Annotated in this window: 13 protein-coding genes; 8 read left to right on the top strand and 5 right to left on the bottom strand. The window is 74.8% G+C overall.

Annotated features, from left to right (window positions below; all coding sequences use genetic code 11):
- Positions 1 to 138: 138 nt before the first annotated feature.
- The 4 genes from PS271_RS02845 (at position 139) to PS271_RS02860 (ending at position 5,016) form a co-directional block, all read left to right on the top strand.
- Entirely contained in the window at positions 139 to 1,329 is a 1,191-nt protein-coding gene (locus PS271_RS02845) for a cytochrome P450 (RefSeq protein WP_398379795.1), read from the top strand.
- 5 nt (positions 1,330 to 1,334) lie between these two features.
- On the top strand, positions 1,335 to 1,631 hold the full coding sequence (locus tag PS271_RS02850) for a 4Fe-4S domain-containing protein (protein ID WP_398379797.1): 297 nt from the start codon (positions 1,335 to 1,337) through the stop codon (positions 1,629 to 1,631).
- 107 nt (positions 1,632 to 1,738) lie between these two features.
- Entirely contained in the window at positions 1,739 to 3,373 is a 1,635-nt protein-coding gene (locus tag PS271_RS02855; protein WP_398379799.1) for a carboxylesterase/lipase family protein, read from the top strand.
- 101 nt (positions 3,374 to 3,474) lie between these two features.
- Complete coding sequence (locus PS271_RS02860) at positions 3,475 to 5,016, top strand: ATP-dependent DNA ligase (protein WP_398379801.1); 1,542 nt, start codon at positions 3,475 to 3,477, stop codon at positions 5,014 to 5,016.
- A 159-nt stretch (positions 5,017 to 5,175) separates the two neighbouring features.
- Here PS271_RS02860 and PS271_RS02865 read toward each other — a convergent pair whose 3' ends face one another.
- Complete coding sequence (locus PS271_RS02865; protein WP_120758177.1) at positions 5,176 to 5,589, bottom strand: ankyrin repeat domain-containing protein; 414 nt, start codon at positions 5,587 to 5,589, stop codon at positions 5,176 to 5,178.
- A gap of 366 nt (positions 5,590 to 5,955) precedes the next feature.
- Between PS271_RS02865 and PS271_RS02870 the strand changes: the two genes are divergently transcribed.
- Positions 5,956 to 6,150 (top strand): hypothetical protein, encoded by a 195-nt coding sequence (locus tag PS271_RS02870; RefSeq protein ID WP_120758178.1) that lies wholly within the window; start codon positions 5,956 to 5,958, stop codon positions 6,148 to 6,150.
- 57 nt (positions 6,151 to 6,207) lie between these two features.
- Positions 6,208 to 7,740, top strand: coding sequence for a hypothetical protein (locus tag PS271_RS02875; protein ID WP_398379804.1), 1,533 nt, complete (start codon positions 6,208 to 6,210; stop codon positions 7,738 to 7,740).
- Between the two features lie 267 nt (positions 7,741 to 8,007).
- Here PS271_RS02875 and PS271_RS02880 read toward each other — a convergent pair whose 3' ends face one another.
- On the bottom strand, positions 8,008 to 9,534 hold the full coding sequence (locus PS271_RS02880) for an SCO1417 family PLP biosynthesis transcription factor (protein WP_398379806.1): 1,527 nt from the start codon (positions 9,532 to 9,534) through the stop codon (positions 8,008 to 8,010).
- 101 nt (positions 9,535 to 9,635) lie between these two features.
- Between PS271_RS02880 and yczE the strand changes: the two genes are divergently transcribed.
- Both yczE and PS271_RS02890 read left to right on the top strand, forming a co-directional pair.
- The gene (gene yczE / locus PS271_RS02885) at positions 9,636 to 10,352 is read left to right on the top strand and encodes a membrane protein YczE (RefSeq protein ID WP_398379808.1); all 717 of its coding nucleotides are present in this window, start codon (positions 9,636 to 9,638) and stop codon (positions 10,350 to 10,352) included.
- A 256-nt stretch (positions 10,353 to 10,608) separates the two neighbouring features.
- On the top strand, positions 10,609 to 10,983 hold the full coding sequence (locus PS271_RS02890) for an RNA polymerase-binding protein RbpA (RefSeq protein ID WP_004948858.1): 375 nt from the start codon (positions 10,609 to 10,611) through the stop codon (positions 10,981 to 10,983).
- Positions 10,984 to 11,057: 74 nt separating this feature from the next.
- Here PS271_RS02890 and fxsA read toward each other — a convergent pair whose 3' ends face one another.
- The 3 genes from fxsA to lnt form a co-directional block, all read right to left on the bottom strand.
- Positions 11,058 to 11,663, bottom strand: coding sequence for an FxsA family membrane protein (gene fxsA / locus PS271_RS02895; protein WP_398379810.1), 606 nt, complete (start codon positions 11,661 to 11,663; stop codon positions 11,058 to 11,060).
- 122 nt (positions 11,664 to 11,785) lie between these two features.
- Entirely contained in the window at positions 11,786 to 12,544 is a 759-nt protein-coding gene (locus PS271_RS02900) for a polyprenol monophosphomannose synthase (protein ID WP_120758183.1), read from the bottom strand.
- Positions 12,541 to 14,199, bottom strand: a complete 1,659-nt coding sequence (gene lnt / locus PS271_RS02905) for an apolipoprotein N-acyltransferase (RefSeq protein ID WP_398379813.1) — start codon at positions 14,197 to 14,199, stop codon at positions 12,541 to 12,543. The genes PS271_RS02900 and lnt overlap by 4 nt, the downstream gene beginning before the upstream one ends.
- Between the last annotated feature and the right edge of the window lie 60 nt (positions 14,200 to 14,259).

The raw sequence follows: 14,259 nt of genomic DNA on the forward strand, positions 1-14,259 counted from the left end.
TGAGGCACCGTTGACTGAGGCACCCATTTTTGCGGAGGCTTGAGGTACCGCGGCGGCCGCACGGCCGCGGCGGTACGGGGGAGCCACGGGAATCCGCGAGAAAAATCAGGCTGGAAAAGGCAGGAAAGAGGCGCCCGGATGTCCATCGCCCACGACGAGCCCACCGCCTATCCCTTCAACGAAGCCACCGGACTCGACCTGTCCGGAAAGTACGAGGAAGCGCGCCGCGGCGAGGGCCTGCTGCGCGTCCGCATGGAGTACGGCGAGCCCGCCTGGCTCGCCACGCGCTACGCCGACGCCCGGCTCGTCCTCGGCGACCGGAGGTTCAGCCGCGCCGAGAGCCTCCACCACGACGAGCCGCGCCGCGGCGAAGGGCCGCGCGACACCGGCCTGCTGAGCATGGACCCGCCCGACCACACCCGGCTGCGCACGCTGGTGACCAAGGCGTTCACCACGCCGCGCGTCGAGAAGCTGCGCCCGGACGTGCGCGCGCTCGCCGAGGGCCTGGTGGACGCGATGGTGGCGGCGGGCCCGCCCGCCGACCTGGTCGAGGACTACGCCCTGCCCATCCCCGTGGCGGTGATCTGCCGGCTGCTCGGGGTGCCGGTGGAGGACCGGCCGCGGTTCCGCAGGTGGAGCGACGCCGCCCTGTCGACGAGTTCGCTGACCGGCGAGGAGAAGACCGCGAACCGCGACGAGCTGCGGGCCTACATGGCGGGACTCGTCGAGCAGCACCGCGCGCACCCGGCCGACGACCTGATGACGGCGCTGATCGAGGCGCGCGACGTGAACGACCGGCTCTCGGAGCTGGAGCTGATCGACCTGTGCGTGGGCATCCTCGTCGCCGGCCACGAGACCACCGCGACCCAGGTGCCCAACTTCGTGCTCACCCTCCTCGGCCACCCCGGCTCGCTTGCGCGGCTGCGCACCGACCCGGACCTGATCCCGGCCGCCGTCGAGGAGCTGATGCGCTTCGTCCCGCTGGGCGCGGGCGCCTCGTTCGCCCGCTACGCCCTGGAGGACGTCGAGGTGGGCGGGACGCTGGTGCGCAAGGGCGAGGCGGTGCTGGTGTCCGTCGGCGCGGCCAACCGGGACGCGGGGCGGTTCGCCGACCCGGAGACCCTCGACATCGGCCGCACGGGCAATCAGCACCTCGGCTTCGGCCACGGCGTGCACCACTGCCTCGGCGCGCCGCTGGCCCGGCTCGAGCTGCAAGAGGCGCTGCGGGCCCTGGTCCTGCGGCTGCCGGGGCTCCGCCCGGCCGGTGACATCGTGTGGAAGACGGAGATGCTGGTCCGCGGGCCGCGCTCGATGCCGGTGGCGTGGTGAGCCCCGTGCCGGACGCGACGACGGGAGCGGCGGCGGACACGCAGGCTGCGAACACGAAGGCCATGGGCGCGAAGGCTGCGGACGCGAAGGCGTGGCGGGTGACCGTGGACCGGAGCGCGTGCCTCGGCTCCGGGATCTGCGCGTCCCTCGCCCCGGAGTCGTTCCGCCTGGAGGACGAGCGGTCCCGGCCGGTGAGAGAGGCGGCGGAGCCGGACGAGGCGCTGCTGGACGCGGCGGACTCGTGCCCCGCGGCGGCCATCACCGTCACCGAGGGGACGGAGGTCATCGGGCCCAGGCCATGAAGTGACGGCCGGTAGTGGTGCGGCGCGGCGATACGTACGGGCCGGGATGGGTACCTACCCCGGTGCCCGGGCCGACCACGTGCCCGCCGGCCGAAAGGACATCCGCAATGCAGCATGTCCGGCTTCCGCACCGCAGAAGCGGGGCGCTCCTGGCCCTCCTCCTCGCGCTGCTGTCCGTCACCTCCGCAGCCGCCGCGGCGCCACCCGGGCCGCGGACCCGAACACCGGACGGGCCGGTCGTGGGCACCGACCACGGCCCGGTGCGCGGCAGAGCACACGGCACGTACACCACGTACGAGGGCATACCGTACGCCGCGCCGCCGACCGGCCCGCTGCGCTGGCGCGCCCCGCAGCCCGCACGCCCCTGGGAGGGCGTGCGGGACGCGGGGACGCCCGGCCCGGTGTGCCTGCAACTGCCGGTGTTCGGGCCCGGGCCCGTCACCGGCTCCGAGGACTGCCTGTACCTCAACGTCACCACGCCGTCCGGCCGCGCCGGGGGCCGGGGCCGGCCCGTCATGGTGTGGGTGCACGGCGGCGGGTTCGTCGGCGGCTCCGGCAGCGACTACAACGCGGGGCGGATGGCCGCGCGCGGCGACGCCGTCGTCGTGACGCTCAACTACCGGCTGGGCGCCCTCGGCTTCTTCGGCCACCCGGAGCTCGGCGACGCGCCGGCCTTCGGCCTGGCCGACCAGCAGGCGGCCCTGCGCTGGGTGCGGGCCAATGCCGCGCGCTTCGGCGGCGACCCGCACAACGTGACCCTGTTCGGCGAATCGGCCGGCGGGATCAGCACCTGCGCCCAGCTCACCTCGCCCACGGCGGCCGGCCTCTTCCACAAGGCCGTGCTGCAGAGCGGCTCGTGCATGACGGCGTTCCCCCGCGGCGCCACCACCCCGGGCACGCCCGGCTCCGCCTTCTTCGCGCCGCAGAAGACCGTCCAGGACACGGGTGCCGCCGCGGCGCGCCGGCTCGGCTGCCCGGAGGGGCCCGGGGCGCTGGACTGCCTGCGCGGGCTGAGCGCGGAGAAGCTGGTGACGGCCGAGCTGTCGCAGGAGTTCAGCAAGCCCTCCTACGGCAACGCCCTGCTGCCGTCGGCGCCGGACCGCGCGCTGACCGCCGGCCGCTTCCACCGGGTGCCGGTGGTCCAGGGCTCGAACAGTGACGAGATGCGGCTGTTCGTCGGCCTCAACCTGGGCACGTACCCGCTGCGGGACGCGCGCGACTACCGGGCCCGGCTGACGGATTCCTTCGGCGCGGCCGCGGGCGCCGTCGAGGCGCAGTACCCGCTGGGCAAGTACCCCACGCCCGCACTGGCCTGGGCCGCGGTGCTCACCGACACCACGTTCGCGTGCTCGGCGTACCGGGCGGACAAGGCACTGGCCGGGCGCACGCCCACGTACGCGTACGAGTTCGCCGACCGTGACGCCCCGCTCCTCCAGGGCATCCCCGAGGTGCCCGGGTTCCCCTACGGGGCCTCGCACGCCTTCGAACTGCCCTATCTGTTCAGCGCCTTCCCGCTCCAGAAGCCGCTGAACGAGGCGCAGATCGCGCTGTCGGACCGGATGACGGACTACTGGACGCGCTTCGCGCGCACCGGTGACCCGAACGGGCCCGGCGCCCCGCGCTGGCCGGTCTTCCGGAACGGGGCTCCGCTCACGCAGTCCCTCGCGCCGGGAGCGGACGGCATCCGCCCGTTCGACTTCGGCGCCGCCCACCACTGCGGGTTCTGGGAACGGCGAGGTTAGTTTCCCGGGCCGCGCCCCCGGCGCGGCCCGGCGGAACGCGGAACCACCCGAACCGACACCCACGGCGCGACCGGCCGGGCAACTCCGGGCAGGATGAAGACATGCTCCTGGCCGATGTCGCCCGCGTGTCCGCCGAGGTGGCCGCGACGTCCGCGCGGTCGGAGAAGACCGCCCTGCTGGCCGGTCTCTTCCGCGGCGCGGACCCGCACGAGGCGCCGATCGCCCTGACGTACCTGTCGGGGCGGTTGCCGCAGGGCAGGGTCGGGATCGGCTGGAGCGTGCTGCGCGATCCCCCGGCGCCCGCGGCCGTGCCCGTGCTGACCGTCGCGGAGGTGGACCGGGCGGTCGACGCGCTGGCCGCTGTCGCCGGCAAGGGCGCGCAGGCCGAGCGGCGCCGCCTGGTGGACGCGCTCATGGGCGCGGCCACCGCGGAGGAGCAGCGCTTCCTGCGGGGCCTGCTCGGCGGGGAGCTGCGCCAGGGCGCCTTGGACGCGCTCGCGGCCGAGGGACTCGCGGCGGCCGCCGGCGCGGACCCCGCCGAGGTGCGGCGGGCGGTGATGCTGGGCGGTTCGCTCGCCGCGGTCGCCCGGGAGCTGCTGGCGCGGGGCCCGGCGGCGCTGACGGACTTCCGGCTGGAGGTCGGGCGCCCGGTGCTGCCGATGCTGGCCCACACCGCGGGGGACGTCGGCGAGGCGCTGGACCGGCTCGGGCCGTGCGCCGTCGAGGAGAAGCTCGACGGCATCCGCGTGCAGGTGCACCGGGACGGCTGTTCCGTACGGATCTGGACGCGCAGGCTGGAGGAGATCACCGAGCGGCTGCCCGAGCTGTGCCGCGTGGCGCGCGAACTGCCGGTGTCGTCCGCGGTGCTGGACGGCGAGGTGATCGCGCTGGACGCGGAGGGGCGGCCGCGCCCGTTCCAGGAGACCGCGGGCCGGGTCGGCTCGCGGCTGGACGTGGCCGGGGCGGCGGTGACGGTGCCGCTGTCGCCGGTCTTCTTCGACCTGCTGGCCGTGGACGGCCGGGACCTGCTGGCGCTGCCGGCGGCCGGACGGCACGCGGAGCTGGCGCGGGTGGTGCCCGAGCCGCTGCGGGTGCGGCGCCTGGTGGTCGCGGATCCCGCGGATGCCGGGGCGCGCGCCGCGGCGCGGGACTTCGCGGAGGAGGTGCTGCGGCGCGGCCACGAGGGCGTGGTGGTCAAGGCGCTGGACTCGTCCTACACGGCGGGGCGGCGGGGCTCCGCGTGGCTGAAGGTGAAGCCGGTCCACACCCTGGACCTGGTGGTACTGGCGGTGGAGTGGGGGCACGGGCGGCGTTCGGGAAAGCTGTCGAACCTGCACCTGGGGGCGCGGCGGCCGGACGGCTCGTTCGCGATGCTGGGCAAGACGTTCAAGGGCATGACGGACGCGATGCTGGCGTGGCAGACGGAGCGGCTGCGGGAGCTGGCGGTGAGCGACGACGGCTTCGTGGTGACCGTGCGGCCGGAGCTGGTGGTGGAGGTCGCCTTCGACGGCCTCCAGCGGTCCTCCCGGTACCCGGCGGGGGTGACGCTGCGGTTCGCGCGGGTCGTGCGGTACCGGGAGGACAAGCGGGCGGAGGAGGCCGACACGGTGGAGACCGTGCTGGCCCTGGGCGCTACGGGTTGACGTTCACCGTGGCGGGGCAGAGCCGCCGCGCGGCAGCTGAAGGGCGGAGCCGGTGGAACCGGTGCCCGTGACGGGCCACTTCAGGGCGCCGGGGGCGGTCGCGGCCGGCGCGGACGGCTCCGGTCCCCGCCGGAACGGCGACGGCGGCCGCGCCCCGGCTCACTCGCCCCGGAAGAGCTCCAGCAGGTCCTGCCGCCCGAAGACGCCCGCCGCCTCCACGGCGGACGGCGCGCCCGCGGCGGGGTCCGCGCCGTGCGCCAGCAGCGTGCGGACGATCTCGTCCTCGCCCTTGAAGACGGCGCCCGCGAGGGGCGTCTGCCCGCGGTCGTTGGGCCGGTTCGGGTCCGCGCCGCGCTCCAGGAGGGCCAGGACCGCGTCGAGGTGGCCGTGGTAGGCGGCCAGCATGACCAGCGAGTCGCCGCGGTCGTTGGTGAGGTTGGCCGGCACGCCGGCGTCCACGTAGGCGGCGAGCGTGTCGGTGTCGCCGTGGCGCGCCAGGTCGAAGACCTTGGCCGCGAGCTGGAGCACCTCGGGGTCGTGGGCGGGCTCGGTCTCGGGGGTCTGCTCGGTCATGGGTCCGCGGTCCTCCGGTCAGTGCGCACGGGTGCACGCGATATCGGTGTACCCCCACCCTATGTACGGGCGGCGCGCACTGTCCGGCAGGCACGGACGCGCCCATCCGGGTGAATCACGGGACAGCCGCGCGGGAAGTCCCGTGGCCGCCCGGCGCCGGGGCGGAGGCGCGGCCCGGGGCCGCGGGGCAGGCGGTTTGCCCGGGTGCGGCATCCTGCGGCCACCCGCCGTCCCTCCGCCGCCCCTCCTCCGAGCCCGGCGAGGCGCCCGCTGATCGAACTGCGAGGTCTTTATGCGGCATTAATACTTTCTGTTGAGTCCTGAGGAGCTCATGGTGAACCCCTCGACCCACTCAGGAGAAACGTCATGATCCTGTCCATGTCCGGCGTCGTGCTGTTCGGTGTCATCGTCTACCTGTTCTTCCGCAAGGACAGCCTCAAGGCCAGCCACGCCATCGTCTGCGCCCTCTTCGGCTTCTACCTCTCCAGCACGGCCATCGCCCCCAGCATCAGGGCCGGCAGCGCCAGCCTCGCGGGGCTCCTGGGCGGCCTCAAGTTCTGACCCCCGCCCGCACCGGCCCGGCGCCCCGGCCCCGACCACCCGCAGGAGGAGACCGACGTGGACCCACGACAGCTCCCCCGCACCCTGGCCGGCGGCCGGCCCGCCGCCCGCGGGCAGGAGCTCGCGCGCACCGCGGCCGACAGCGCGGCCGACATATTCCACCCGCTCTGCGTCATCGCGCGCGGCCTGCGCGTCCTGGCCGCCGGGGCGTGGCGCAGGTGGCAGCGGACACCGGGCGACCGCCGCGGCCCCACGCTGCTGCTGGCGGGATCCTGCGCGGCCATCGTGGCGCTCGTGCCGTACGGGCCGGTGCTCACCGGCGTCGTCCTGATGACCGTGGCCGCCTGGGCCGGGCGCGACCGCGACCCGGCGTACGAGACGGGCCGCGAGAGCGAGGGCGAGCGGCTCCAGGCGCTGTACGAGGCCCTCGTGCCCTACCTCTCCGTCCCGGAGGACCCCGCGCCGCTCTACGCGCACGACGGCGACTGGGAAGAGGCCTTCGCGGCCCACTCCTTCGACCACGGGGGGCGGCTCGAATCCCTGGAGCTGCGCTACCCGGCCTACTTCACCGACGGCGAGCCGGAAGCACGGGCCAGGATCGAGCAGTTGCTGCGGGTGAAGGCGGGGCGGGGGCGCGAGTACCGCTTCGACTGGGACGAGGAGGCCAACCGCCTGCGCGTACGCGTGCTGCCGCCGCTGCCCGCCGACATCTTCGCCCAGCGGTTCGTGACCGCGCCCGGCGAAGCCGTCCTCGGCTTCACCGATCCCGGCGCCGTGCACCGCACCCTGCCCGTCTTCGACGGCACGGACCGCCGCGACGAGGCGCCGGTGCTGTGGCGCACGGGCCCGCGCTCCACGGAGCCGCACCTGCTCGTCCTCGGCCGGGCCGCCGCCGGCACCAGCACGCTGCTGCGGTCCCTCGCGCTCCAGGCCCTGCACCAGGGCGACGTGGTCGCCGTCGACGGCGGCGGGGCCGGCGAGTTCTCCTTCCTCCGCGGCCGGGACGGCGTGCTGGCCGTCGAGTCCTCGGCCGCCGGGGCCGTCGCCGTCCTGGAGTGGGCCTCGCACGAGACGGAGCGGCGGCTCCTGGCCGCCAACCGCGCGCGCCAGGAGGGCCGTCAGGCCCCCTCGGATGTCCGGCGGCCCCTGTGGATCGTCGTCGACCGGCCCACCGCGCTGGGGCACCTGGCGGCGGCCGACGGGCGGGCCGATCCGCAGGTGCTGCTGCAAGTGCCGCTGCGGCACGGGCGGATCGCGAACGTCACGGTCGTCCTGGGCGATCACCTCGACGACGCGGCGGCCCTGCTGACGGAGCCGGTGCTCGCCCACACGCGCGCCCGCGTGCTCCTCGGCGCCGTCACCGACGAACAGGTGCGGACCGTACTCGGCGCCCCGCCCCGCACCACGCCCCCGCCGGAGGCCCCACCGGGCCGCGGCTACGCCCGCCTGGGCTCGGGCCCGGTACACCGCCTCCAGGTTCCGGCGACGCCGGACCCGTACGACGAGGAAACCCCCGACCACGAACGCGAAACGGTGCTGGCCCTCCTACCCGGCCCGGTGGCGGGCCCCGCCCCGGCCGGGGCGGCGTAGCGGGTTCCGCCGGGGCGGAGCGGAGCGTGGCGCCCACACCCCGACTCCGCCGCGACGGCGCCCGGCCCCCGCGGCGCGGCCCGGCGGCGCCTTGCCCGCCCCAGGCCTGTCCGGCACCGCCGGATACGTCGTTGCCGGTTGCTCACCATCGCGGCGGAAACAAGGTGCCGCCCACGTCGGGCAATACGGCCGCAGACCAGTCCACGCACCCCTGAACCCGCCGCCACGGCGCCCGGCCCCCGCGGCGGAGCCGGACCCCGCGGCCCGTCAGGCCACGTACGTCCTCGGGGCCTCCACCGCTGCCGTCGCGCCGCTGGCTACCAGGCGGGCCGCCTCCGCCAGGCGCGAGGCCGCCTCCTCCGCGACCGCGCCCGTGACCGTGAACGGGAGGCGGACGTAGCCCTCGAAGGCGCCGTCCACGCCGAAGCGCGGGCCCGACGGCACGCGCACCCCGAGCCGTTCGCCCGCTTCGGCGATGCGGGAGCCGGACAGGCCGCCGGTGCGGACCCACAGGGTGAGGCCGCCGCGGGGCACCGTGAACTCCCAGTCGGGCAGGTGGCGGCGGACCGCCGCGACGAGCGAGTCGCGGCTCTCGCGCGTCGTCGTGCGCCGTATCCCGACGGCCGCGTCCCAGCCGTCGGTGGTCATCAGCCAGGTGACGGCGAGCTGTTCGAGGACGGGCGTGCCGAGGTCGGCGTACGCGCGGGCGGCGACCAGGCTGCGGATCACGTCGGGCGCGGCCCGCACCCAGCCGATCCGCAGCCCGGCCCAGAAGGACTTGCTGGCGGAGCCGACGGTGATGACCGCGCTGCCGGCGGGGTCGAAGGCGCAGACGGGGCGCGGCAGTTCCAGGCCGGGCTCCAGGCAGAGGTCGGCCATGGTCTCGTCGGCGACGAGGAGCGTACCCGCGGCGCGCGCCGCCTCGACGAGCTGCCGGCGCTGCTCCTCCGTGGCGAGGGCGCCGGTCGGGTTGTGGAAGTCGCCGATGACGTAGGCCATGCGGGGCGCGGCGTCGCGCAGCACCTGGCGCCAGGCGGGCAGGTCCCAGCCGGCGAGGCCGTCGCCCATGGCGACGGGCACCAGCCGGGCGCCGGCCTCGCGCATGAGCTGGAGGACGTTGGCGTACGAGGGCGAGTCGACGGCGACCCGCTCGCCGCGGCCGGCGAAGAGCCGGCAGATCGCGGCGACGGCGCCCATGGCCCCCGTGGTGATCATGATCTGCTCGGGCATGGTGGGCACGCCGCGGGCGGTGTAGCGGTCGGCGACGGCCTGGCGCAGGGCGGGCAGGCCGGCGGGGTAGTCGCCGTGGGTGGCGGCGTAGGGCGGCAGCTCCTCCAGCGCGCCCTGGACGGCGCGGCCGAGCCAGGGCTCGGGGGCGGGCAGCGCGGCGCAGCCGAGGTCGATGACGGAGCCGGCGGCCTCGGGGGGCAGCGGGTCCAGGGCGCGGGTGGGCAGCGGGTTGCCCGCGGGGACGGCGGTCCAGCTGCCGGCGCCGCGCCGGGATTCGAGGAAGCCTTCACTCCGCAGCGCCTCGTACGCGGCGGCGACGGTGGTGCGGCTGACGGAGAGGGCCGCGGCGAGCTCCCGCTCGGCGGGCAGCCGGGCGGCGACGGGCACGCGTCCTTCGAGGACGAGCAGCCGGATGCCGTCGGCGAGCGAGCGGTAGGCGGGGGCGCGGCGGCCGCCGAGCGGTGTGACCGTGCCGCGGCCGCCCTGCGGCGCCTCGCGGTCCCGCTGCGAGCCGAGGAGGCGCGCGAGCTTCTGCGCACCCACCGACGAGGTCCAATGACTCATCTGAATCGGTCCACCTTTCGGCGATTGGCCATGGATCTTGCGTCCACCTGTTCTCCAGACTGTCACGTGGCAGGCCACTCGCACCACTGCGGGTGGCCGCAATGCATGCCGTCACACCGCCTTCGGGCCGCACCGAGCATCAGGAGGATCCGTTGTCCGCATCAGGGGGACCGTCGGGAGGGCCATCCCTCACCCGCCGGCTGACACAGCTCTACGTCGGGCTCGCGCTGTACGGGGTGAGCGGAGCGCTTCAGCTGCGGGCGGGCCTGGGCCTCGCGCCGTGGGACGTGCTGAACCAGGGCGTCGCGCGCCACACGGGCATCTCGATCGGCGCGGCGTCGATCGCGATCGGCGCGCTGGTCCTGCTGCTCTGGATCCCGCTGCGGCAGCGGCCGGGCCTGGGGACGGTCTCGAACGTGCTGGTCATCGGCCTGGCGATGGACGCGACGCTGAGCGTGGCCCCCGACCCGCGGTCCCTGTGGCTGCGGATCCCGCTGCTGGGCTTCTCGGTAGTGCTGTGCGCGGTGGCGACGGGTCTGTACATCTCGGCGCGGTTCGGCCCGGGCCCGCGGGACGGCCTGATGACGGGCCTGCACCGGCGCACGGGCCGCTCGGTGCGGCTGGTGCGGACGTGCATCGAGGTGGCCGTGCTGGCGACGGGCTTCGTGCTGGGCGGTTCGGTGGGCGCGGGCACCGTCTTCTACGCCCTGGCGATCGGCCCGCTGTCCCAGTTCTTCCTGCGCCGGTTCGCTCTTCCGGAACAGGCCGCTCCGGCCCCCGTGGCCCCGGCCGGGGAGAAAGTTCCGGACCTGGTTTAGGCCGGGACGAAGCGGGCCGGTAGTGTACGCCTTCGACCCACCGAACGAACCGTTACTGCACGCTAAAGCGACAGAAACGCAGGGTGACATCCGTTGCCAGATGTGACAAAACGGGCGTTGGTGGGTACAACAAGGGGCGGCACGACGGGCGACGCATGTCCCTCAACGGGAATCTTCACCGCCGACCGGACGTTGACCGGATGACGACGACAGCGACACCTGTCCTGTGGGCGACTAAGCCCGGGAGGCACGATTCATGAGTGAGCGAGCTCTCCGCGGCACGCGACTTGTGGTTACCAGCTACGAGACCGACCGCGGCATCGATCTGGCCCCGCGCCAGGCGGTGGAGTACGCATGCCCGAACGGCCATCGATTTGAGATGCCGTTCTCGGTAGAGGCGGAGATTCCGCCGGAGTGGGAGTGCAAGGCGTGCGGCGCCGTGGCACTCCTGGTGGACGGCGATGGTCCTGAGGAGAAGAAGGGCAAGCCTGCGCGTACGCACTGGGACATGCTCATGGAGCGACGTACCCGTGAGGAGCTGGAGGAGGTGCTGGCCGAGCGGCTGGCGGTCCTTCGTTCCGGCGCCATGAACATTGCCGTTCATCCGCGGGACACCCGCAAGTCCGCCTGAGCGGACAACCACGCAGTACTAAAGAGGGCCCGGGCCACTGCCGAAGCAGTGGCCCGGGCCCTTTTGCGCGTTTTTCAGCGCGGCAGCTGGGGGCCGCCCGGGCGCGGCGCCGGCGGCTCGTCGTCGCGGATGACCTCGCCCTGGACGACCTTGCCGCCGGGCCCGCCGGGGCCGCCCATGCCGCCCGTGGCCCCCATCCCGCCGAGATCGGCGGTGCGGGCCTGCCGGAAGGCGTCCCCGAGCGTGCCGGGGGCCGCCGGGCGGTTCAGCCACCGCTCCCCCGCCTTGCGCAGCAGGGCGCGGGTGGGCGGGAAGAGGCAGAGCAGGCCGGCCGCGTCGGAGAGCAGCCCGGGCAGGATGATCAGCAGGCCGCCGAGCATCGTGAGGGCGTTGCCACCGGTCTCCTGGCCGCCCGGCTCGGCGGTCGCGCCGCCGGGCTGGAGGGAGACCGTGAGCCGCTTCCAGGCCCGCCGCCCCGCCCGCTTGATCACGTACGAGCCGAGGACGACGCCGCCGGCCAGCAGGGCGAAGACGGTCAGGCCGCCGGCCGCACCGGCCACCAGCGTGAGCAGCCAGATCTCCAGGACGGCCCAGAGAGCCACTCCCAGGGGGATGAGCCTGCGGGCGCGCCGCCGCTGCGGCGGGCGGCCGTTCATCGTCTGCTGTGCTCCGAACGTCATGCCTCAAGTGTGCCTGGCCTGCGGCGGAAGCCGGGCGCGGCGCTTATGGGACGCTTACGGCACGGCCGCCCGGGCACCCTCCGGCCGGCGCGCCGCCCGTCACGGCGCGGCCGCCCGCGGGGCTACTTGCGGCCGAGCGCCTTGCCGACCCGCGAGCCGACGCCCCAGGACGTGACCCGCCACAGGGCCTCGGCGACGATGTCGCGGCTCATCTTGCTGTCGCCGAGCTCGCGCTCGACGAAGGTGATGGGGACCTCCACGACGTGGAAGCCGGCCTTGACGGCGCGCCAGGCCAGGTCGACCTGGAAGCAGTAGCCCTGGGAGGCCACGTCCTCCATGCCGAGGCCCTCCAGGGTCTCCCGGCGGAAGGCCCGGAAGCCGCCGGTGACGTCGCGGATCGGCACGTCGAGGAGCAGCCGGGAGTACGTGGAGCCGCCGCGGGAGAGGATCTCGCGCGACTTCGGCCAGTTCACGACCCTGCCGCCGGGCACCCAGCGGGAGCCGAGCACGAGGTCGGCGCCCTTGAGGGCGGTGAGCAGGCGGGGCAGCTCCTCGGGCTGGTGGGAGCCGTCGGCGTCCATCTCGACGAGCACGCCGTAGCCGTGGTCGAGGCCCCACCGGAAGCCCGCGAGGTAGGCGGCGCCGAGGCCCTCCTTGCCCTTGCGGTGCAGGACCTTGACGTGGTCGTCGTCGCCCGCGAGCTCGTCGGCGAGCTTGCCGGTGCCGTCGGGGCTGTTGTCGTCGGCGACGAGGACGTGCGCCTCCGGCACGGCCGACCGCACCCGTCCGACGATGCTCTTGATGTTCTCCGCCTCGTTGTAGGTCGGGATGATCACCAAGGTCGTGCCGAGCGGACCGAATCTCCGCTGCCCGTCGTTCACTGCTGGCCCCTCTTGTTCCGCTCGTCCGTACGTACCCGACGGCCGATCAGGAGTGCGGCCGCACAGGACAGAAGGCCCACCATAGCGAGCACCCATTCGGGCGCCGCACCCACGCGGTCGGCCACGGTCGTCCCGTCCCGCAGGGGGAGGGTCGCGCTGATCACATCGCGGGTGAATTCCTCGCTCCGCTGCTGCACCGTGCCGTCCGGGGCGACCACGGCGCTGATGCCGCTGGTGGCGACGGTCACCACGGCGCGGCCGTGCTCGACGGCCCGCAGCCGCGACATGGCCAGCTGCTGCTCGGGCTGGCCGGTGCGGCCGTAGGTGGCGTTGTTGGTCTGGACGACGAGGGCGCGGGCGCCGGCCTTGACGGTGTCGCGGACGATCTCGTCGTAGGCGACCTCGAAGCAGATGACGTCGCCGAGCCGGGCGGGGCCGACCTGCATCACTCCGGTGTGGTCGCCGGGGTAGAAGTCGCGCTGGACGCGCTGGAGGCGGGTGATGACCTTGCTCAGCGCGCTGCGGAAGGGCACGTACTCGCCGAACGGCACGGGGTGCTGCTTGGCGTAGGAGGCGCCGGGGCCGGTCTTCGGGTCCCAGACGATGCCCTTGTTGTCGATGTAGCCGCTCTGTCCCGGGTGGTCCACGAGGGCACCGACGAGGACGGGCACGCCGACCGCCTTGACCGCCTCCTGGATGCGGTCGTAGGCCTGCGGGTACTGGAAGGGGTCGAGGTCGGAGGAGTTCTCCGGCCAGATGACGAGGTCCGGCCGGGGCACGCGGCCGGCCTTGACGTCCCGGGCCAGCTGCAGGGTGGCTTCGGCGTGGTTGTCGAGGATCATCATGGGGCGGCCGAGGAAGTCCATGCCGGCGTGCTGGACGTTGCCCTGGACGAGCGCCACCTTGACCTCGTCGTCGGCCTTCGTCGGCACGGGCACCGCGTAGCCCGCGAGCAGGACGGCGGCGGCCAGCGCCAGCGCCTCGACGCCCGGCAGGGCCGCCCGGAGCCTGCCCGCGCCCGCGGCCGTGCGCAGCTTCAGGGCGGCGGTGACGGCGTACGCGAGGAGGCCGCCGGTGAGGGCGACGGCGAAGCTCACCAGCGGGGCGCCGCCGAGGGCGGCGAGCGGCGTGAACGGCGAGCCGGTGTTGGCGAAGGCGAGCCGGCCCCAGGGGAAGCCGCCCAGCGGCAGCCGGTCGCGGGCCAGCTCCTGAGCGACCCACAGGCAGGCGCCCCACAGCGGCCACGCGCGCAGCCGGGAGACGAGCGCGAGGGCCGCGCCGAGGACGGCGACGAACAGCGCTTCGGCGATCGACAGGCCGGTGACGGCGTCGTAGCCGACGACGCGCAGCCAGCGCAGCAGCACGAAGAAGAAGGGGAGCGCGAAGGCGAAGCCGGTCCAGGCGGCCTGCCGGACGGTGCGCCCGCGGGTCAGCAGGGCCAGCGCGGCGACGGCCACGACCGACAGCGGCCACACGTCGTAGGGCGGGAAGGACAGGGCGAACGCGATGCCGGCGAGCGCGGCGATCCCGGTACGGGCCGCTTCGCGGCGCACGAGCCGGGCCAGGCGCACGGCCCGGCGGGGGCGCGCCTGCGGGGCGGACGCGGTCGCCTCCGGGGCGGGGGCCTCGGCGGTGGTTTCGGGACCCGGGGGCACGGGCGAGCCTTCCTGCTCTGTCTTGCGGTGGTGAGCCCGACGGTACCTCGCTCGGGGCAC

This window comes from Streptomyces sp. SCA2-17, from assembly GCF_044336695.1.